We start from the raw sequence: 19228 nt of genomic DNA, 5'->3' as shown, positions 1-19228 counted from the left end.
ACCTCGGTGGTTTCGCGGGTCAGCTCGCGTCCTCGTCGGGGTCGGATACTCCACTGGCACCGTCGTCGGCCTGGCGTCCCCTCGTGGCCGCGTCCGATTCGGGAGTGCTGGGCAGGTCCTCCACATCACCATTCGTCCGGCGATATGCCTGGGCCCGTGCGATCAGCTCAGGATGGCGACGGGCCCACTCCACGGCAGGTTCCGCCGCTTTCAAAAACTCCACAGCCGCGGGCGCCAACGAGTAATACACCCGATGCGGAAAAGTGTCCGTCGTCTCCTCGCGGATCAACAAACCCTCTGCCGTCATCTTTTTCAGCGTGCGCGTCAGAATGCTATCGTGCAGGACATCGTGCTTATCCGACCATTCATCAGCAACGGGGTGCACTCGAATCTTGGAAAGGATGTCAACGCGTCGCTGCGGGCCATCCACCAAGAGAATCATGATGGCCTTCACCCATTTATCACCGAACAGATAACTCAGGTTGTACAGATCCCGCAGATATGTTTCGTCTCCTACGGGCATACGTCCTCCCCCTCTCGCGTCCGTGGCGCTCTCCCCGCCACGTCGGTGACCCCAGCGTCAGGTAACGCGCCACCAGCCCCTGTGGCCGTACCGGGCGATCGGGCCCGCTTGAGATGGTCACACCATCGGCCCCAACCTCCCCTCGCACGAGACATCGAGCCGCCAGGCTACGCCAAATGGCGCAACCATTTCACGAATATTCCAAGCGCAACGACACCATTACAGAGAGTGTTTACAACAGAGATCAAGTGCGCCTATGGCGACTTCCGTCGGGGGTTCATACAGCGGATCACCAGGGGGATCAACAGGGGGTAGCGCCCAGAGGACCGCCCCCAGCAGCGGGCAAGCCGCCGCACAGCCCCCGCTGCAAGGGGATCCGCAGGCATCCCAGACTCGCTTGGCCACAAGCGGGGAATCACATCGGGCCGGGGCGTGACCAGGGCGGTTGGTGTAGGTCTACGTGCCCGTGCTGACTGCCGTGTCGGCATCGTACGTCTTCCGTCTTGCTTGCCTCCTGAACTCAGGCACTTTGTTCTTCGCCCCGGCCCTCCCTTTGAGGATTCTGGCCGGCGACGACGCCCGATCGCCGACCTGAACATTCATTGCGAAATGACGCAGAAATGCGACCGTACGGACGGTCTTCAATTCACCGGAAATCGCGCTGGAATGCCACCGCGAAAAGAGTCTTGAAAATCGCCGCGCACACCTATTGGCTTCGTCGCGCGCCAGAGCTACCTTTGAATTGTCACCGGGAAACCAGAAAAACAAATTCCCTACCCGGCGCGAGCTATGCCCTACGACACGAAGGAACGGCATGAATCCCACGATCATCGACGAGACCATCGGCGGCGACAACAACACCTACCTCTACGCGCAAACCGTGCGGACCCCCAGCGGGCGGACGGTACGCGCCAAAGTGAAACGCAACTCCTACCGGCACCAAAGCTCCGCGGTCGCGCACGTCCTCGCCGACGACATGACCTGGACCGATCTGGCCTTCGAACCGCCGGAAAACTGGTGGGAGAAAACCCCTTCGCCGAGCAACCCGCGCCTCGACATCGTCGCGGAACTGGCACCCCTCGTCGAGAAATTGATCGATCAAGCACTGATGATCATCGGTGACCTGCCGCAGACGGCGGAGCGCTGACCACCAAACACTTCTGTCCATTGTGGCTTTATGGAGGTCTGGGATGGGTATCGAGACCGTCGGCGACTTGCTCGCCGCCCTGGAGGACTACGACCACGACACCCCGATTCGGTGGGCCGCGCAACCGGCGTGGCCGTTCGAATACAGCATCGGCGCGGTTGTGGAAACCCCAGCCGACGCCGAAGGCGACGGCACGCCCCCGACGGAGGAGCCGGTGGTGTGGCTGGTCGAAGGCGAGCAGGTCGGCTACCTGCCCGGCAGCGCCGCCGACGCGGTGGGGTGGTCGCGATGACCACCACCAACACCCCAGGGCTTGCCGGACGCACGATCAACGCCGCCCACCGCTACCGCACGGCCGACGGCGACGCCTTCCACCACCGTCACCACAACTGGCCACTATGGACACTCCGGGCGACCACGGCGCGCACGATCGCCGCCGCGCTGGGAGTGCCGGTCAATCACGTCACGGTCACCGACGACCCCGACCGCCGCTACGGCCTCGCTCGCCAAATCCCCGGGAACCTGATCACCGTCACCGACCGCGACACCAGGCGCGCGTGGCGGTTCATTCCCGACCAGGCCACGTTCGGCGACGGATGGATGCTGCTGGACGAATGCTCCGGCTGCGGCGGCACCGTTCCCCTGGCGCGCGTCGCCACGGTAGCCGACCTCGGTGACTGGCTCGACCCGGACAACGACAAGCGCTTCGACCACGTGTCAGCCGAAAAACACGGCGACCCCCGGCCACCACCCGCACTGCCCGCACAGCGGGCCCTCCACAACCACCTGACCCGGCGGCCGAACACCCGACACACCGCGCCGCCGCATGGAAGGGGCCCGCGATGGTCCCGCCCCGACGGGCAACTCGGGCTCTCCCCGCCACGTCGACGCCGCCGGCCTCCTTGGCGCCCGATTGCCATCGGCGACACCGCCCCACGCCGTCGTGGCCACCCTGCTCGGCTCGCTGCGGCACTCGCGCGCTGCGCCGCCACTCGTCACCACACACCCCGCCGCCTAAACACAGGCGGCCGACACCCAGCGAAGAGGCGGTCCACAATGGATAACATTGTTCTCGGGACCGGCGTCCTGAACTGGCATCCCGACGAACGCCGCACCGACCGGTACGGCACCGTCTACCTCAACCGCGCGCCCGATGATCACACCTTCGACCCGGTGCGGTTCGACGACCCGCCGGTCGGCACACGCGGGCGACTTGTGGCCGTGATCCTGGCTACCCGGCCCTCGTTTCACGTTGGCGACTGGTCCCGCGGGCACACCCCGACCACCCCGACCGCCGGCGAGGAGATCACGCTCGGCACCGGCACCGTGTTCGTCGAGCCCTCCCGCTACGGCACCACCGAGATCGGGCTGCGCCCCGATGACGACCGCGACACCGCCTGGCTGGACCCCGCCGCGTTGTACCGCTGCCACGAGCAGACCGTGCGGCTAGAACTGCGACCCGACGGGCAGGTGTGATCATGGCCCGCGCATTGTTCTTCCTCGGGCGCGGCCCCGACGCCACCGCGCTCGGCTCGGTCTACCTCGAAACCCGGGCCGAGCACACGAACGCCGAACCGACCCCGGACGTGGTGGCCACACTGCCGATCGGGCGGGACGTGTTGACCGCCACCAACCCCGACGACTACGAACACCGCGTCGGCGATCTGCTGACCGCGTGGCGCGCGGGCGGGTTCGGTGACGCCTGTACCCGCTACCAGGAGCACCTCGCCAACGACGAGAGCCCCCACCTCGACGGGACCTTCCCCGGCGACACGGCCAGCCCCATGCCCTACGCCCCGAGCTTCCGCCTGGCCTACGCCTACGACCAAGGCCAGGTGTGGCTGTGGCGGGCCGGGGCATGGAACATCGTCACCGTCACCGACCCCGCCGACGCGGCCGACGCGGCCGACGGCCGCCCGCTGGTCGAGGTGACACCTGCGGCCCTCCCGCTACGGCGAGAACTACGCCGACACCGCCACGCTGGACCTCCCGCAGCTCGCGGTGTGGATCATGGCCGAGCTCACTGCGCGGGGCGCCGATGGAATCAGCGGCCTGCCGGCGCACGCCCGCTACTCCGCGGCGGTCAACCCCGCCCGCCGCGAGATCGCCCTGTGGGTGTTCGGGCTGACCGACGACGAAGTCCGCGAGCACCCCGACACGCCCGCGTCCCGCGTGATAACCCACTACGCGCAACCGATCATCGACGCCCACAACTGGACCAACCCCGATGCTCCTGACGATCGCCGATTCACCTTCACCCTGTGGGCGTTCGATCAAGGCGGGCAACGCGGGCTGATCGAACGCGGACGCGGCCCCGGAACCGTCACCGTGATCGACACCGACCCCAACCTGGCCGGATGGTGGTGGTGACCACGAGGGCCGCGTCCTGCCACGGGCGCGGCCCCGACGCCGCTGGCCAGGCTCGCTGGCCAGCAGCGCCGATCCCGCCACCCTTGTGGACCGTCGACTGTGGATTGTGCGCACTGATCGCCTCCGGCGGCACACCTCACGCACCCCGACCTGCTCGACGTGCGCCCGGCCGACAAGGACCTCGGGCACGGCTACCACCCCGACGCGGGCTGGCAGTGGCCTGTGACAGCACGACCACCGACTGGGTGTACGCCTTCGACGCGGGACGGATGTGGATCACGGTGGGCGCCCCAGCTGTCGCTGGCACGCCGCCCATGGGACGCGGTGTTTCTTATCGGGCACGGTCCCGACGCATGCCGCGGGCCTCGGCCTACCGCGAAACGCCCGTCCGCTCACCTGACTGACCCGCTCCCCCAGGACCTATCCGCGGTATCGACGATGTGTTTGGAGGGAAGTGCCCGCCACGAACCCGACGACGCTATCCCTGAGTACCGGGTGGTCCCCGCCCTCGACGCCGGGCGCGTGGCTCGGACACGGCTATGGCACGCCGTCGCCCTCGTGTTGCCTGGTGCAGTGGCGCTCACGGCCGCAGCACATGTGCTGCGGCCGTGAGCCCGCCTGTTTACGGCGGTGCGTGTCTACGGTGGGTCGTCCGCGTCGCAGCCCGGGCAGCTGTCGACGAGGGTGTAATCGTGGGCGCACAAGGTGTTCTGCGCGATGTCGCGGCCCGGGCCGTGAATGAAGTACACCGGGTACGCCGCCACGTCCGCGGCGGTGATCGGCCTCGCAAGGACGTCCTGGGGCGGAGCGGGAGCCCGTGCCACCAGGCCGTCAAGGTACCGGCCGAGCCGCGACGTCTGCGTGTTGTCCATTCTTGACCTCTTCGCGGATATTGCTTGCAGAATGCGCTGTTCCGTAGCCGCCGCACTCGTCGCAATGCCACGTCAAGGTCTGCCGTGCAGAGAATTTGATGTCCACCCCGGCCAGGTTGACGGGACCGATGACGTCCAGGCGGCGGGTCACGGTCACGCCGTGGTGGCCGCAGTTCGGACACGGCGGATCGGTGACGTACATGACTGTCCCCTTATCGTTGCTGGGGCGGACATTCCGGGATTTATCCCTGTCCGGGTGGTGATCAGGTCGAGTGGTGTGGTGGTATCCCAGCCGGGCGTCGGCTGGGAAACCATCACACCGCCGCATTCGTAGCGCGGCTTCAGTTGGCGGGCTCGTCGCGTTTGGCGGCGAAGCGCTTGGGCGCGTTGTGGGTCTTGATGGCGTAGCCGTCGGCTACCAGCTTTTCTAGCGCGTTGTTCACCGCACCGGCGGACCGGTTCAGGGCTTTGCCGATTGCGTTGGGGCTGAAGTGTTCGTCCGCGTGCTCGGTCAGGTAGTCCTCGACCATGCCGCGCAGCGCGCCCTTACCCAACCGGCCAGCCTTCGCCGGCGCCGGTTCGGCGGAGATGTTGCTCGTCTCGGTGTCCGGCTCCGAGGGCAGCTCGGGGACCGGCTGGATCGGGGCGGAATCCACGTTGGACTCGGGGTCCTCGGTGGGGGTCTCGTCGGTCGTTTCGGTGTCGGGTCCTGGCTCGAGGACGTCCGCGGGGTTGGCTGCCTCCTCGGTGCTCGGCGGTTGGTCGGACGTTCCCGCCTCCGAGGTCGTGGTGTCGGTGGCGTCGGTGATCGTCCACCGGTCGGCGGCGCCCGCCTTCGGCGATACCGGAGGTGCGGGTGACGGTGCCGTCCTTGGCCCAGGCGGCGAGGATCTTCCCGGCGGTGGACCGTCCGACCTTGGCGGCCTCAGTCACCTCGGCGGTGGTGGAGCCCGGGTGGGCATACAGCGCGGCCCACACCTTGTCCTCGGCCTCGGTTCGCCCCGGCGCGTCCGGGCCGATGGCGGGGACGGCCTGCAGGGTGCGGGGCTTGGTCTGCTTGCGGGCGTTGTTGTTCTTCCTGGGCATGACAACCCTCTCCTTCACAAGTGAAGCGGTGGTGATGGTCATGCCCCCGGGGGCGGTGTAGCCCCCGGTGCGCTGCCGGTGGTGCGGGCTACACGTATATGGACGCTTCCTTTACCTCGTAACGCAAGGGATTTCGATAACAAGATGACTGTCTTGCGTGGACGGTTGTTGTAATTATCGCCGTAGTTGGCGGAGCCTTTTCACGTTTGTTGGCGGAGCTGACGTTCGCTGGCGATGGGTGGAACTGCTGTCGGCGTCGCAGGCGCCGGGCATCAGTCGTGCCTGTTGACCATTGTTTCAAGTCGGTATGGCACCTGTGCGATGCTGCCGCCATGGCTGCAGGACCCCGTGAATACTCGAGGGCGACACGAACCGCGCTGGCCGTCGGCTCGCAGGGGCGGTGCTACTTCCCCGGATGCTCAGAGCCGATCGTCCGGTTCGTCGGTGACGCGTTTCGGGGCATACCGGACGAACCGGCTAACAGATTTCACATCGCGCACATACGCGACGCTAATCGGGGAAATCGCTACGACCCTGCCATGACCGATGACGAACGGCGCTCATTTGACAACCTCATACTGCTCTGCAAAGAGCACCACGAGCTGGTCGATACGAAACATCCGGACAAGTACTCTGTCGAGACCTTGAAAAGCTGGAAACAAGACCGTGAAGCTCCTCTGCGCGCACAGACTGGAGCGGTCAGCTCCGGCGAGTTCGTCCAGGCGGTACAGGTGCAGCGCCATGAAGATGCTCTTGCAGAGCTTGCGGCCGTGGGCCCCAACGATCTACCTCGCCTCACTCGCTGGCTCGGGGCCGCCCTGACCAGCCTGCCAACCAACAACGAGGCAGACTGCATCGCGTTCATCCGACGCCTCCAGGAATTGAACTGGACCCGAGAGTCTATCGATTGGTTGCCCGTTCAGGAGGATGCACTGTTCGTAGTGCGGGTTCTTTGGTCGATGCTCCAGAGGTTGGACCCGATCCTCGACGCCGCTGCGGGCAGCACCTCCGGATACAAGCGAACGACCGACTTCTTCGATGGGGCCAGCATGAGCCGACTCATCGAGGACGAGCAACTGCACCTGGCCTTCGCTTCTGAAGTGCGGACCAGCCTGCGGTCTGCGATCCAAAACCGGGCCGTCGCCGCAGTACTCCTTGGACTCATTCGCGGTCACCGCAATTCCAAACTTAGTTGGGAGGAACAGCCCGGGGTCGCCACGTTTGAGACCCGATGGACACTACCCAAAGGGCAACGGGACCCGTCGGAGGTGATTCAGTTCGAGATCTTCACACCGACCCCATCCTTCGCATTCCGAGTCTTCGCATTCCGAGCCTGGGTCACGCCTCGAACTATTGATCTTTTCGGAGCCACGGAAGGCCACGCATATCCGACCCGACTGGACATAGAGCTCATCGATCCTCACGCGTGGTGGCTCGTTCTCGTGCCGACCGCTCTCAGACAGATCGTTTGGGACGCAATGATTCTTCACCGTCAAGGAAAACCCTACGGACCCGCGCTCAGCAGCATGGACGAGCTGACCGCACCCAGAAACTTTCACGTCGGTCTGCCATAGCCAGCCCTACATCCTGATGTGACCAAGGAATCGAGAGCGCCAACGAATCCGGTCGAAGAGCGTGCCTTAGCCCGACACGCAGAGCGGGTCCTCGCCGCGGATACTGTGTCGCAGCTCAGGAAAACGGCAAGCGGTCGGTTCGCGCAGCGGATCTCTGCAAACGGTTTCGTCCATCCAGGTCCCCTTTCGCCAAGCTGATTCGAGCACCGTTGACACCGCCCGCCGTAGCGAGCGTCCATCGACGTCAGCCCTGCCCGCTCATCGCGAAAGGCGGCTACCGATGTCACGCCACAGCATGCCCCGTGCCATCACCGATCGCGGAACGCCAGCGCAGCGCTGCGCGTCACTACCATCCGCCCCCGCGCGGGCGAGGTCCTTCGCAACCCGGCTGACGCACACGGTGGCGCCGCCACCACCCATGCGCATGCCCCGAAGCAACGGCGGCATCCTCATCGAATCCGCCGAAGCCACCCCCAGCGGTGGGCTCGCCGCGTTCACCGGCATCTGGAACCCCAAGCTCAGCCCGGGCTCCACACGCGAGGGCGCACTCGTCCTGCAACTGCTGCCCCCGCTCCACTGCCCCGACGCCCACGACCGCGTCGACGTCCGGCTGTGGTACGCCCGCCACCGCCAATGGCAGCTGCTGCGGTACTGGCCCCGCTGCGGCACTGACTGGCCTTACCACATCGCCCCCTGGATCCGCGCGGCGCTGCCCGATCTCTCCGTGGAACCGTGATCAGCACTCATGCTCGTTGGCCAGCCGCTCGGCGGCTGGCCGCTGCAGGTTTTTTGACGGTCCCGTGCAGCTGCGTGGCTAGTAGGTGGAGGGATCATTACCTACTGGTGAGGAGGAGCATGGATCACGAAGACACCGCGGCATCAAACGAAGAGGCCGTACCGTGCGGTCACGCGGAGGCGAAGCCGGCGGAATCGAGCAGCCAGGCTCGGCCAGAGCTCCACTCGGTCGACAGCGACGGGTGGACCAGCATGCACGATGTCAAGGGCGTGCACCCCGATATTGTGCTCATGCGTGACGGCTCGCCCATCGCCCTGGTGGAGGCCAAACGATTCTCACGACGGGCTTTCGCGGAAACGCTCAAGCGGCTGCGCGCCGCAGCCGATGCGGTCGATTCACACGGCCCCACGTCGCCGTGTGCGGACGAGCATGAGTCCCGCTTCACCAGGTTGTACTTCCTCCCGGTACTGGTGCCGCCGGTCGAAGAACTGCCTCTGGTGTTTGTCGATGCCCCGACGGGGGAGGGCAAGACGGAGGCGGGGCTGGCCGCCGCGCTGTATCTGCGCCATGGCGCTGCCGTCGCCCAGTTCGGTTCCGGGCCCGCCGCGGCTGTCGCTCAGCATGTCTGGAACGCGGCGATGCAGGCGCGGCAGAGCATCTTGACCTCCTCGAATCCTGCGGAGATCCCCGGCATCGCTACTACATTTGCCCAGGAATGGCTTGGGCGCGAGCTGCATTCGCCATTCGAGATCGAGGCAACCGTGGACGTCTTGCTCGACGACGACTGGCAGATGGCGGTAAGTCCCGACGACAACGGTGCGGTGTGCGCTGAGCTGACGCGCCAGGTCAAGCGACGCCACGCCTTGTGGCGACCGGAGACCGAGCGGCAACTTGGACTTCGTGGAGTGGTGTCCTTGGACACGTCGCTGGCCAATCCGCGTCCGGACCACGCCACGCTTGCGGATACCGTCGCCTGCCCTACACGCGCCGAAGAGTTGGTCCTCGCGCATTCGCAGGAGTTTGACTCTCGCATCACCCGGGTGCTGGACGGGCTGTCCCCGGCCGAACACGTGGTTGCGCTGACCTACGCGCACAACCCCGACCTGACCTGGGCACAAGCGCTGCAGTCAGCCCACGATGCGGCGCCGTTCGGTCCGGACCGGGTGCCCCGCAAGCTCCGGCGGCTGGGGCAGCGGTTCGTCGCCCGGCAGCAGGGGAGGCGGTGAGCGCGAATGCCCCGTTCACGGCGTCGTGTCAGGCATACGCTGGTTCTCAAGTACATGGCAGCATGCACCGCCCTGTTGTCCGCGTTGGGCACGGTGTTGCACGCTCTCCCCTGGTAAGTGCTCTTGCGGACAATCAGGCGGTGTACGGAGGACTGAGGACTTTCCGATGCTGGGCCGGGTTTTCCACCCGGCCCAGCAAGCTGGTGAAGTGTAGATACTCGGCGAATCGGAACGAATGCTGCCGTCGACCAGCACAAGGGCGTCCGCTCAGCAGTCGGAGTGTTTCGGACCAACTGAGCGCTGTCTCGTGCGATGATCGGTTTATGGCAGACGCGGACGACGCAGAGCTGGACGACACCAGCTTCATCGAGTTCGAGGGTATGCCCGCGCTCAGTCGATCGACCTTCCAGCTACACAGCTTCGCGATCATCAACAGCATCAAGGACGGCCGCCCCGGATTCGTCAGCGATGACTACCTCAACGCCATTGCGGCCGAGACCACTACGGCAGCCGTGGAGCTAGAAGCGGCGGGCATGTGGGAGCGGCGGGACGGCGGCTACTTCATCGTCGCCGACGAGATGGTCAAGATGGCCATCAACTTCAACGAGCAAAGCAACCGGAAACAGGACGAGTGCGCCCAGCGCGGCGCGCACCTTCCGCCTGATGAGAGCCGCAAGTCCGGTTGGGTAGTCTGCGACCACTGCGGTACTCCGCTCGAACGGCCTGACGGCGGGCCAGTCGCGTTGCCCAATGGCGGTCCTCTTGGCCCCGACACTCGCAAAGAGGAATCCTGATCGTTCACCAGAGCGGATCGCGGTGGACTCCATCCATCGATTCCGTTCACTCGGCGACCGTCAGCGAAATGCTCATGCTGGCGCGGAAAGTGCAGGCGCTGCAGGCGATCCCGTTGGGCGAGTGGCTCCGGCGTAGTCATCTCCGTCCCAATGAATGTTGTCGACTTGGACAGGCTGGCCGAAGTCCGGCGCGTTGATCATGTGGCCTTTTCCGATGTAGAGGCCGACGTGGTGGATGTTGCCTGGGGTGCCGTAAAAAACGAGGTCTCCGGGTTGCAGGGGCGCGCCCGGTGGCAGAAGCGGTCCGGTGTCGTATTGCCATTGTGCTTTGCGGGGTAGGGAGATTCCGGCTGCCTGGTAGGCAGCCGCGGTCAGTCCGCTGCAATCGAATCCGGCGTGTCCGGCATCGGGCCCGTTTCCGCCCCAGACGTAGGGCAATCCTCGTTGCCCGCAGGCGTAGTTGATCGCGGCGAGTGCGGCGGGGTTGGGTGCTTGGATGTGGTCGCAGTCGCCGGTGTCGGTGGTGGCGCAGGCGGCGCCGCCGACGGAGGCGACGATGGTCCGCGCGGCGGGCTCGTGTTGTGCGTAGGCGTCGGGGAGTCCGGATCGTTGAACGGCTTGCGCGGCGTCGTTGACACTCATCTGTTGCCACCCGGGTAATGCGAGCAGGTGCCGGTAGAACTGGGTGGCGGCGTAGGTGGGGTCGGTGATCTGTTCGGCGCTGCCCCAGCCTTGGGAGGGTCGTTGCTGGAAGAGCCCAAGACTGTCGCGGTCGCCGTGGTCGAGATTACGCAGACCGGATTCCTGCATCGCGGTGGCGATCGCGATCACCCAGCCCTCTTCGGGAACGTTCAGTTGTTTGCCGACCGCGACGATGATGGCGGCGTTGGCCATCTGCTCGGGACCGTATCCAGCCACACCTGCGGACGTGGCGCCGGTCGGCACGCAGTTCATACCCGCACTGGACCCGTTGTCGGAAACCGCGGAGAACGCTCCCGTGATTCCGGCGGCGAGGAAGAGGGGAAACCCGATGATGACGCCGAGTACAGCGACCATGAGCTTGCCCATGCAGGTGTCACCTCCGGGCCGCGGCTGCGTGCGGGTGCGTGTTCGGAGGCATCGAGGCGGGTGGCGGCAGCATGGCCGGTGACGACGCCGGGTTCGCGGCGGGGTCGGGCGAGGTGGCCGGTGGCGGGACGTGCGGCCAGGCGTCAAGCAACTCGTGCAGACCGCGCCGTGCGGAAGCACGGGGGTGGGGGCTGCTGGCGCCCAGCGGAAGCCACACCGGTTCGGCCGGGCTCGGCTGCGGTGTGTCGGGGTTGAGGAGATCGGCAGCGGCAGTCGCGACCGGAACCCGGTGGGGTTCGTCGAGGTCTCGCCAGGTGCGGGTAAGGAGTCGGCGTGCGGCGGTTTCGCGGCGGGCGGTGGGCAGCCACAGCAAGACGGGGGTGGTGATGCCGGTGGCGGCGGCCAGCCCGGCGTAGCCGTGGAGTTTGGCTGCCACGCGGGGCAGCGATTCGGTGCTGAGGTCGAACTCGAGGAAAAACTCGATCTCGGCGTCGCGGTGTCGCCAGCGACCGTAGGCGTCGGGGCGCACCAGGTCGCCGAAATGCTTCGCGCAGCGGGTCTCCGACCACCACGTCCCCACCGTTTCCTCGGGATGCTGGCGGGCGTGGGCGATCAGCGCGGTGAACCACTCGTTGACGCCGACGGTGTGGGCAAGGCGCTGGTTGTGGGAGATCCCCATCGCCCGGTCACGGCGATACCCGAGGTCCTTGGCATCCAGGCCCTCTTCACCGGCCAGCACTGCGGCGCCGGCGGGTCCGAGGACGTAGTGCATGGGTGCGGTGCCCAGGACGATCGAGGGCTGAAAGCGGTCGACAACGCTCCACTGGAACAGCTCCCGCAGCCGTTGCCGTCCGGAGCGAAAGGACGGGAACGCGCAGCTGGTGATCTGGCTGGCGGTCAGCACGCGGTGCTCGTGCAGCATCCGGATGATCCACTTATCCCGGGGCGTGAGCCGCCAGGCGAGCGCGGCTTGATGGTCGATCGAGTTCGCCACGCGCGGGGTGGGGCGTGCGGGCTTGAGGCCGCCGCGCAGCGCACGTTGGCGGGTGGGGTTGGTGATCACGATGACGTACCTCCAGGGGTTGAAACAGGCACGGTGGGACCGCCGCGTCGCGTGACGGGACGCGGCGAGTGAGAAGAGCAAGCGGGATTCGGTACTCAGTCCCGGTGGTCACCCGTTGCGACGCGGATCGCCGCTGCGGGCCCGCTGGACAGGCCGGGGCGAACGCTCACGCGACGACGCGGCCGGGTGAGGGCGCGGATTCGGCGCTGTGGTCGTCGGTTTCGGCCGAGGTGCGTCGGTGTCCGCGCGGACCCGCGTGGCCTCCTCTGGTGTGTGCTGGCCTGGCGTCTGGGTGGCTTGTCGGGCGATGCGGCGGATGTCGCGGGCGCGTCCGGGGATCGCCGGCGGTAGTGGCTGGGTGGCGAGGGTGAAGGGTTCGGCTTCTTCGCCGCGCAGGACGAGCCGGGCGGCGGCGTGGTAGACGCCGAGGTGCGCCAGGTCGTGGTCGGAGAGCCGGGGTGCGGTGTGGCGGGCGAGTTCGCGGGCGTCTTCGGGGCTGGCGTTGAAGAAGATCTTCGAGCGGGCGTTGGTGGAGATGCCTTCCTTGAGTTCGCGGGGAAGTTGGCCGAGGTGCTGGTGGGCCAGGGTCATCGCGACCCGGAACCCGCGGGCTTCGGCGAGCATGTCTTCCAGCGGATACGGGAGATTGAGGAAGTTATGACACTCATCGATCACCATCGAGGCGTCCCGGCGCTGACGCTGCGGAAGGCGGGCACGCCCGGTGGTGGCCTGCCACGTGCGCGCCACCACCAGCGAGCCGACCAGACGGGTGGTTTCCTCTCCCAGCGAGCCTTTCGGAATGCGCACCAGGCAGATCCCACCGTCGAGCACCTGCGCCATGTCTACTGTGGAGCGCCCTCTGGCGATGGCTTCTCGGACGAATGGCCGCAAAAGAAATGCCCGGAGTTTGTTCATCAGGGGTGAGATGACTTGGGAGCGGGCGGAGTCGGTGAGTTCGTCGTACCAGGTCCAGAAGCCCTTCAACACCGGGTCGCTGATGCTGGCGGTGACGCGGGAGCGGAAGGCTGGTTCGGCCAGCAACTTCGGTAAGTCCGCCAGCGTGGCCACACCTTCCTGGGCGCGCAGGGTCAGACAGGCGGCGCGCATGACGTCGTCGGTGCGGGGTCCCCAGAACGCCGAGTAGACGCGGCGGAAGACGGACACGAGGTTGTCGACGGTGAGATCGGTTTTCCCACCGTCAAGGGGGTTGAGGCAGGGTGGGCGGCTCCGCGAGTCGGCGTCGAAGAGCACCACCCGGTCCGCAGCAGTACGCGGGAGTCGGGAGAGTACGTCAGTGACGAGATCTCCCTTGGGGTCGATGACGACAGTGCCGCGGCCCGCTTCGGCGTCCGCGAGAATCATGGTGCCCAGCAGGGTGGATTTACCCGAGCCGGTGGCGCCGAGGACGTGCAGGTGATGCCGGGCATCCGGCACCCGCAAGCCGACGGGCCGTGGGTGGCCGGTATCGGTCACCCCCAGTGGCTTGGCTTCCCGCCCGGGGGTGGCGATCCCCGGTGGTGGGGCGATCGCTTTCGCTCCGGCTCGTTGCACACCGGGAATCGCTTCATCGGTGGGCAGGTGAGCGAGCACGGCCAGCTCGGGCACCGACAGCAGATCCCCACGACTCAACCGTCGCTGGGTGACGGTGGTGGCGGGGTGACGCAGCCGATGACGGCCGTAGTGGTTGTGTTCGGTGTAGGAGGCAAAGGATGCCGCCAGCGCATGCGCCCGTCCCCGGGCAACGTCCCGCGCCCGGCGGACCTCCGCCTCCGGCGCATCGGCAGGCAGGATCGTAGCGACCGCGTAGCGGATCACGGTCTCGTACTGACTGCCGCGTTGTTTGCCGACGATCGCCCGGTTCGCCGCGCTGTACTCCAGTGAGGTTTGCGGATCACGACCCGACTTCGCCGAGCCGGTGGTGGGCTTGCGGCGGCTACGGGCGCCGGGGGTGATGAGGTCCAGCAGCCTGCCGACGACGTGAGTGGAGCTGCCGGTGCGGACCCGTTTCGCCGCGCGGCGGGCCTTGGCGACCCGATGGCCGGTGACCGGGCGGGCCAGGACTTGCACGCAGGCGTGCTCATCGCGGCCGAGGCCGACCGGTGCGCCGATCAACGCCCGGATGGGGTCGGCGTCGAAGTCGGTGCGGATCGGTAGCGCCTCCGCACGGGCCAGCCGGAGCTCACCGGCAACGATCACGCGCCGCTGCCCAACCCCGGGGGCAAGTAGGGGTGGGTCTGCGGTGCTGGTGCGGGTGTGGGCGCCGGGCCACGCGGCCTCGACCGCGCGCTCGACCAACCCCGGCGGGATCACTCCAGGAACCCACAACCGGATCGCGACTCCTGCTTCGGAGAAGACGTACTCGCAGGCCACGTGCGGCTGACCGGTGAACCACCGCTTCCAGGCCGGGCGTAGCAATCCGACGAGGTGGGACCACAACGCCGCCCCACCGGCAGGGTCCACTGTGGGCGGCGCAAGGACGGTCACCATCCGCGCATCGGCCGCCAGGCGCTGGTGGCAGCGGCGCCACCACCACCGCCGCAGACCGATCAGCACGGCGAGTCCGACGGCCAGCAGTGGGCCGACGATCGGGCCAACGGTGATCGCCCACCCGGACAGCGAGGTCAGGACGTGGTGGAGCGCGCCGCCGGGGTCACGCAGGTAGTCCCCGATCCACCCGCCAGTCCCGTCGGTGGCGTGGACATCACCGGCCAGAATCGCGGTCGCGGTCGTCGTTGTCGAAGCGGGCGTGACAGCAGACATGGCGCACCCTCCAAGAAAGTGGGGAGAGACGGAAGTAGCCGAGGTACGCACGACCGGAGACGCGAGAGCTCCAGCAGGGCTCAAACGTCAAGGTCGATCTGGACTTCATCGGTGCCGAATTCGTCGCCCTCGATCGGGGCGTCGTCCTCGGCCGCAGGCCCGAGATCGAGATAGGATTCGTCGACGCCGCGCTCGGCGAGGTCGCCGTCGGCGGCATAGTCGGCGAGTTCGGCTGGGTCGCTCGTGACGAGGTAGTGCTCGGTGGGCGAGGCAATACTCTGAAACGCCACGCGCTGCGTCCCCGCCGACAGAAGTCCCTGGCCCCGCTCCGCTGAGAGTAGGAATTGCCTTTCACCGGCGGATAAATCGAAGGTGCGGGTGATCTCGTCCATGGCCTGCGACGCCTGCCGAAGGAGGATCTGCGTGGCGGCGTTGGCGACCACGGCTTTGCCGAGATCGCTGCCCAGCACATCCGCGGTGTCCTGAGTGGCAACGGTCAAGCCTGCCCAGTGTTTGCGGGAGGCTTTGGCCATCCGGAACAGGAAATCCGCACCCGCGTGTTGTTGCATCAACAGCCACGCTTCGTCGACCACGACCAGTCGCGGCCTGCGGATCGCCGGGTTGGACACCCTCCGCCATACCGCGTCCAGAGTCAGCAGCGTGCCGATGCTTTTGAGCTCGTCGGGCAGATCCCGCAGCGAGAAGACCACGAGGTGCCCGTCCGGCTGGGTCGTGGTGGGGCCGTCGAAGAGGTGCTGGAACGCACCCTCGACATAGGGATGCAGCCGGGCAGCCAACTCTCCCGCCGCCGCGTCACCCCTGGTGCCCGCCTCGGCGAGGGTGTCACGGAGATCCCGCAAGGTGGGGGCGGGTCGGGTCCGGGTGCGGGCATCGGCGGTGATCCCGACTCGTCGGTAGGTGGCGGCGATCGCCCGGTCCAGCGCCGCCCGCTCGGCGGCGCCGAGCTCGGCGCCGATCAGCACGCTGATCACGGTGTGCAGGAACAGACTGCGGCGGATCAGGGCGTCCTTCGGGGCGGTGCGCCGCCCATCCGGCCCGATCGTGATGGGCAGGTCGAACGGGTTGAGCCGTACGTTCTCACCCCCGAGGTGGACGTAGGTGCCGCCGACCGAGGACGCCAGCCGCGCATATTCGTCCTCCGGGTCGACGACATAGATCTCGATGCCCCGGTACAGGCTGCGCAGCAACTCCAGCTTGACCAGGTAGGACTTGCCCGCACCGGAGCGCCCCAGGACCACGCTGTTGTGGTTGTCCAGTGCGAAGCGGTCCCAGTGCACCAGTCCTTGTGACTGGGCGTTGTAGCCGTAGAGCACCCCGGACGGCGCGGCCAGGCTGGTGGGGTCGGCCGGCGGTAGATCTGGGCTGGTGAACGGGAACGCCGCCGACAGCGCGCTGGTGTCGAAGGTACGGCGCATGCCAACGAGGTCCAGGCCCATCGGCAGCGTCGACACCCATCCCTGCAGTGACCGGTAGGTGGTGTGTTTGGCGTCCAGTAGCAGCGAGGCGGCCAGTGACCGGATCGCGGCGACCTCGTCGGCCAGGGCCTGCTCGTTGGGGGCGTGGATGGTCAGGTATAGGCCGAGGCGGAACAGTTTGCCTTCACCGCGGGCGATGCGGGCGGAGAGGTCGTAGGCGTCCTCGGTGGCCGCTTCCACCTGGGGATCGTGGAGTCTGCCGTGCTCGGCGGTGTGGCGCCGACCGGATTCCAGTTTGGCCAGTTGCTTTTTGAGGCGGGTGGCGGCGGTAGTGGGGTCGATCGGCTCGATGTGCAGCGACACATCCAGCCTGCCGGGATAGGTCAACAAGGGCTGCAGCCAACCGGGATGGACCTCGCGGGGAAAGCCCACGACGGCGAACGAGGCGACCCAATCCCCGCCGACCTCCAAATGGCGGGCCCCCACGCTCACCGCATCCGGCGTAAACGCTCCTGCCGACGGCCCTTCGACGGCAGCTTTCGTCCTCCGTCGGGACCTGCGCGGCGTCATGCGACTCGCCCCCTCTCGACGAAGTCGTCCTCGTCGTCTTCGGTGTCGTAGTCCCAGTCGTCCTCAAAGCCCGCGTCTGCTGGGGCGTCGTAGTCGGCGGGAGCGCCGTCGGCGTCACTGGCCCACCCTGAATAGCCGGGGTCAGACTGCCCTCCGCTGGGAGTGGTGATGATGTCGTCGGCGCCGGCCAGGCCGGTGGCCTGCGGCAGGAGGGTGTCGGGGTTGCAGCTGGCCGCGAGGACGGCGGTGGCTTGTCCGGCATCCAGTGGGGTCACCACGATTCCGGCGGGTGCCAGCAGTTCGACGGCTTCTCCGAGGCGCCGCACCAGCCGTGATTCCGCAGCGCGGCGAGCCGCATCCCCTCGCGGGTACTGCTGAGAGGTCTTGCGGCGCAGCCTGGGAATCAGGGCCGCGAACGGTGATGGACCAGTTGCCTAGGCCGCGCCCTCTGCCGGCCGCAGGCCCTCGCGGAGGATGAGGAGGACTTGGCGGCGCAGCAGGTCGGTGTGTTCTCCGAGTTGGGCGAGGTAGTCGGCGTGCTCCAGCGCCGCTTGTTCGAGCGCAGGGTGGGGCAGGCCACCCGCTCGTTCGCGAAGTTCGGCGATCTGCGCGGACACATCGAGCCGTTCCGCGCGCACGAGTACCTGCACAGGTGCGGTCAAGCTGTGCAGGTAACGGCCGAAGCTGGCGACCAGACCCTCCTGCTCCGCCGGGGTGCGCAGCGCGAAGTTGACGGTGGAGGCCACGGCGACGACGGCGAGGCCATCGCTGCCGAGGTCGACGACCCCGGTGTCAGTGACGGCCTCGGCTGGCAGCCGCAGCGCCGACGGGGACACCCGCGACTCACCCTTCGTGGCTGGTGTGTCGCCGGTCGTGGTGGTGGCGTGGGTGGTGAGCCACTCCGGGGCGGGGCGGATGCCTTCGGGGGCGGCGACCCGATGCCGAGGGCCGAGGCGTTGGCGGATCGCCGCCAGCACCAGCCGATCCAGAGTGATGCCGTCGCGCTGGCCGAGTGCGAGGATCGCCGCGGTCGCGCCGATCGGGATCGCCGTGATCAGAAACACCGCCAACGGGATGACCTCGCGGGTCAGGGTCCATACGGCATACAGCACGATGCCGGTCACGGCGAGGATCGCTACCTGGCGCGCGGTCAGGCCCGCCACGATGCGGTCTTCTCTGTCCACATCGGCCGGAATCCGATAAGGCTCGGTCATCGCTTTCGACCTCCTCGGGGTGTCGAGCGGGTCGGTGGGGTTGTCGGCAGGTTCAGGGGAAGTTCGGGCTGCTCTGGATGCCGTGCGGTGCTTTGGGGGCGGGGTTGTTCGGCAGCCGGCCGGGGGCGGTGCCGGGCCGGTTTCGTCGGCACGTTCAGCGGCAGTGCGTATTGGCCGTGCCGGTCCGGGCGAATGCCCTTGTAGGCCGGGGGCACCACCGGGCTCGGGCGCGCGGGAAGCCGCGGTCGTCGGGCCCGGGCCTGCGGGCGAACCTGCCCGCTGGGGGTCAGCAGTGGCAGTTGCCCCGGCGTGCGGGCCGGCCTCGGTGGGGGCTGACCGGGGACGGTCGGCGTGGGTCCCGGTGGAGGTGTGGCTTGGCTGGTGAAGGGGCCGACCAGCGGCAGATACTGCTGGTCGCCTGGCCGCATCCGGGCGGGCATCGCCCCGGGGTTGCCCCGCTGGGGGCCTCGGGCGGCCGATCGCGGGCGGCCGGTGCGGGTGAACAGCGTCGGCTGCTGCGCATCCGGTGTCGTGCGGGTCGGTCGGGGGTTGGTCAGGTCGTCGTGCAGGCTGCGGCGTGCGGTGCGGTTCGGGTCGTGGCGGGTGGGAATGGGCAGCATGTGCTGCTCCCCTGGCTGTGGATCGATCCGCGCCGCACCCGGGCCCAACTTCGGCGGTCGCGCCCCGCGGGTGGGCTTGCCCTCGGCGGTGAGCAGTGCCCCTTGTTTCCTCGCTGCCCCCTGGTGAGGTTCCGACGAGCGGTTCGGCACAGACTGCGGATGAGAGGAT

17 protein-coding genes and 1 pseudogene are annotated in these 19228 nt (G+C 67.5%); 9 read left to right on the top strand and 9 right to left on the bottom strand.

Going from position 1 to position 19228, the window contains the following annotated elements; genetic code table 11:
• Positions 1–19: 19 nt before the first annotated feature.
• Positions 20–523, bottom strand: coding sequence for a winged helix-turn-helix transcriptional regulator (locus BJ970_RS17025; RefSeq protein ID WP_184727166.1), 504 nt, complete (start codon positions 521–523; stop codon positions 20–22).
• Positions 524–1337: 814 nt separating this feature from the next.
• Here BJ970_RS17025 and BJ970_RS17020 point away from each other — a divergent pair.
• From BJ970_RS17020 to BJ970_RS17005, 4 genes are all read left to right on the top strand, one after another.
• Entirely contained in the window at positions 1338–1670 is a 333-nt protein-coding gene (locus tag BJ970_RS17020; protein ID WP_184727165.1) for a hypothetical protein, read from the top strand.
• 43 nt (positions 1671–1713) lie between these two features.
• A complete protein-coding gene (locus BJ970_RS17015; RefSeq protein WP_184727164.1) occupies positions 1714–1962 on the top strand; it encodes a hypothetical protein in 249 nt (82 codons plus the stop codon).
• On the top strand, positions 1959–3146 hold the full coding sequence (locus BJ970_RS17010) for a hypothetical protein (protein WP_184727163.1): 1188 nt from the start codon (positions 1959–1961) through the stop codon (positions 3144–3146). The genes BJ970_RS17015 and BJ970_RS17010 overlap by 4 nt, the downstream gene beginning before the upstream one ends.
• Before the next feature lie 534 nt (positions 3147–3680).
• Complete coding sequence (locus tag BJ970_RS17005) at positions 3681–4040, top strand: hypothetical protein (RefSeq protein ID WP_184727162.1); 360 nt, start codon at positions 3681–3683, stop codon at positions 4038–4040.
• A 638-nt stretch (positions 4041–4678) separates the two neighbouring features.
• Here the strand turns inward: BJ970_RS17005 and BJ970_RS17000 are convergent.
• Together BJ970_RS17000 and BJ970_RS16995 are read right to left on the bottom strand one after the other, a co-directional pair.
• Positions 4679–4912, bottom strand: a complete 234-nt coding sequence (locus BJ970_RS17000; RefSeq protein WP_184727161.1) for a hypothetical protein — start codon at positions 4910–4912, stop codon at positions 4679–4681.
• Between the two features lie 341 nt (positions 4913–5253).
• Positions 5254–5568 carry a hypothetical protein gene (locus tag BJ970_RS16995; protein WP_184727160.1) on the bottom strand — a complete coding sequence of 105 codons (315 nt, stop codon included), beginning with the start codon at positions 5566–5568 and terminating at the stop codon, positions 5254–5256.
• Positions 5569–5768: 200 nt separating this feature from the next.
• On the opposite strand from BJ970_RS16995, the gene BJ970_RS16990 reads away from it, so the two are divergent.
• The 5 genes from BJ970_RS16990 (at position 5769) to BJ970_RS16970 (ending at position 10328) form a co-directional block, all read left to right on the top strand.
• Positions 5769–6059: a hypothetical protein gene (locus BJ970_RS16990; RefSeq protein ID WP_184727159.1), complete on the top strand. Its 291-nt coding sequence runs from the start codon at positions 5769–5771 to the stop codon at positions 6057–6059.
• A 478-nt stretch (positions 6060–6537) separates the two neighbouring features.
• The gene (locus tag BJ970_RS16985) at positions 6538–7572 is read left to right on the top strand and encodes a hypothetical protein (RefSeq protein WP_184727158.1); all 1035 of its coding nucleotides are present in this window, start codon (positions 6538–6540) and stop codon (positions 7570–7572) included.
• A 424-nt stretch (positions 7573–7996) separates the two neighbouring features.
• Complete coding sequence (locus tag BJ970_RS16980) at positions 7997–8308, top strand: hypothetical protein (RefSeq protein WP_184727157.1); 312 nt, start codon at positions 7997–7999, stop codon at positions 8306–8308.
• Between the two features lie 251 nt (positions 8309–8559).
• A complete protein-coding gene (locus BJ970_RS16975; protein ID WP_184727156.1) occupies positions 8560–9534 on the top strand; it encodes a hypothetical protein in 975 nt (324 codons plus the stop codon).
• Positions 9535–9857: 323 nt separating this feature from the next.
• The gene (locus BJ970_RS16970) at positions 9858–10328 is read left to right on the top strand and encodes a hypothetical protein (RefSeq protein ID WP_184727155.1); all 471 of its coding nucleotides are present in this window, start codon (positions 9858–9860) and stop codon (positions 10326–10328) included.
• Between the two features lie 72 nt (positions 10329–10400).
• On the opposite strand, the gene BJ970_RS16965 is transcribed toward BJ970_RS16970, so the two are convergent.
• The 6 genes and pseudogenes from BJ970_RS16965 to BJ970_RS16940 all read right to left on the bottom strand — a co-directional run bounded on the left by BJ970_RS16965 (position 10401) and on the right by BJ970_RS16940 (position 19059).
• Positions 10401–11396, bottom strand: a complete 996-nt coding sequence (locus BJ970_RS16965) for a C40 family peptidase (protein ID WP_184727154.1) — start codon at positions 11394–11396, stop codon at positions 10401–10403.
• A gap of 7 nt (positions 11397–11403) precedes the next feature.
• Positions 11404–12459 (bottom strand): replication-relaxation family protein, encoded by a 1056-nt coding sequence (locus BJ970_RS16960; protein ID WP_184727153.1) that lies wholly within the window; start codon positions 12457–12459, stop codon positions 11404–11406.
• Between the two features lie 108 nt (positions 12460–12567).
• Positions 12568–15219, bottom strand: a complete 2652-nt coding sequence (locus tag BJ970_RS16955) for a DUF8128 domain-containing protein (RefSeq protein WP_184727152.1) — start codon at positions 15217–15219, stop codon at positions 12568–12570.
• Positions 15220–15299: 80 nt separating this feature from the next.
• On the bottom strand, positions 15300–17225 hold the full coding sequence (locus BJ970_RS16950; RefSeq protein WP_184727151.1) for a VirB4 family type IV secretion system protein: 1926 nt from the start codon (positions 17223–17225) through the stop codon (positions 15300–15302).
• Positions 17222–18439 (bottom strand): annotated as a pseudogene (locus tag BJ970_RS16945) (PrgI family protein). The gene BJ970_RS16950 and the pseudogene BJ970_RS16945 overlap by 4 nt, the downstream one beginning before the upstream one ends.
• Complete coding sequence (locus tag BJ970_RS16940; protein WP_184727150.1) at positions 18436–19059, bottom strand: hypothetical protein; 624 nt, start codon at positions 19057–19059, stop codon at positions 18436–18438. Before BJ970_RS16940 ends, BJ970_RS16945 begins: the two are co-directional and overlap by 4 nt.
• Between the last annotated feature and the right edge of the window lie 169 nt (positions 19060–19228).

The sequence above is a fragment of the Saccharopolyspora phatthalungensis genome, from assembly GCF_014203395.1.
Classification (GTDB): domain Bacteria; phylum Actinomycetota; class Actinomycetes; order Mycobacteriales; family Pseudonocardiaceae; genus Saccharopolyspora; species Saccharopolyspora phatthalungensis.
This window is presented reverse-complemented; position numbering and strand designations above follow the sequence as displayed.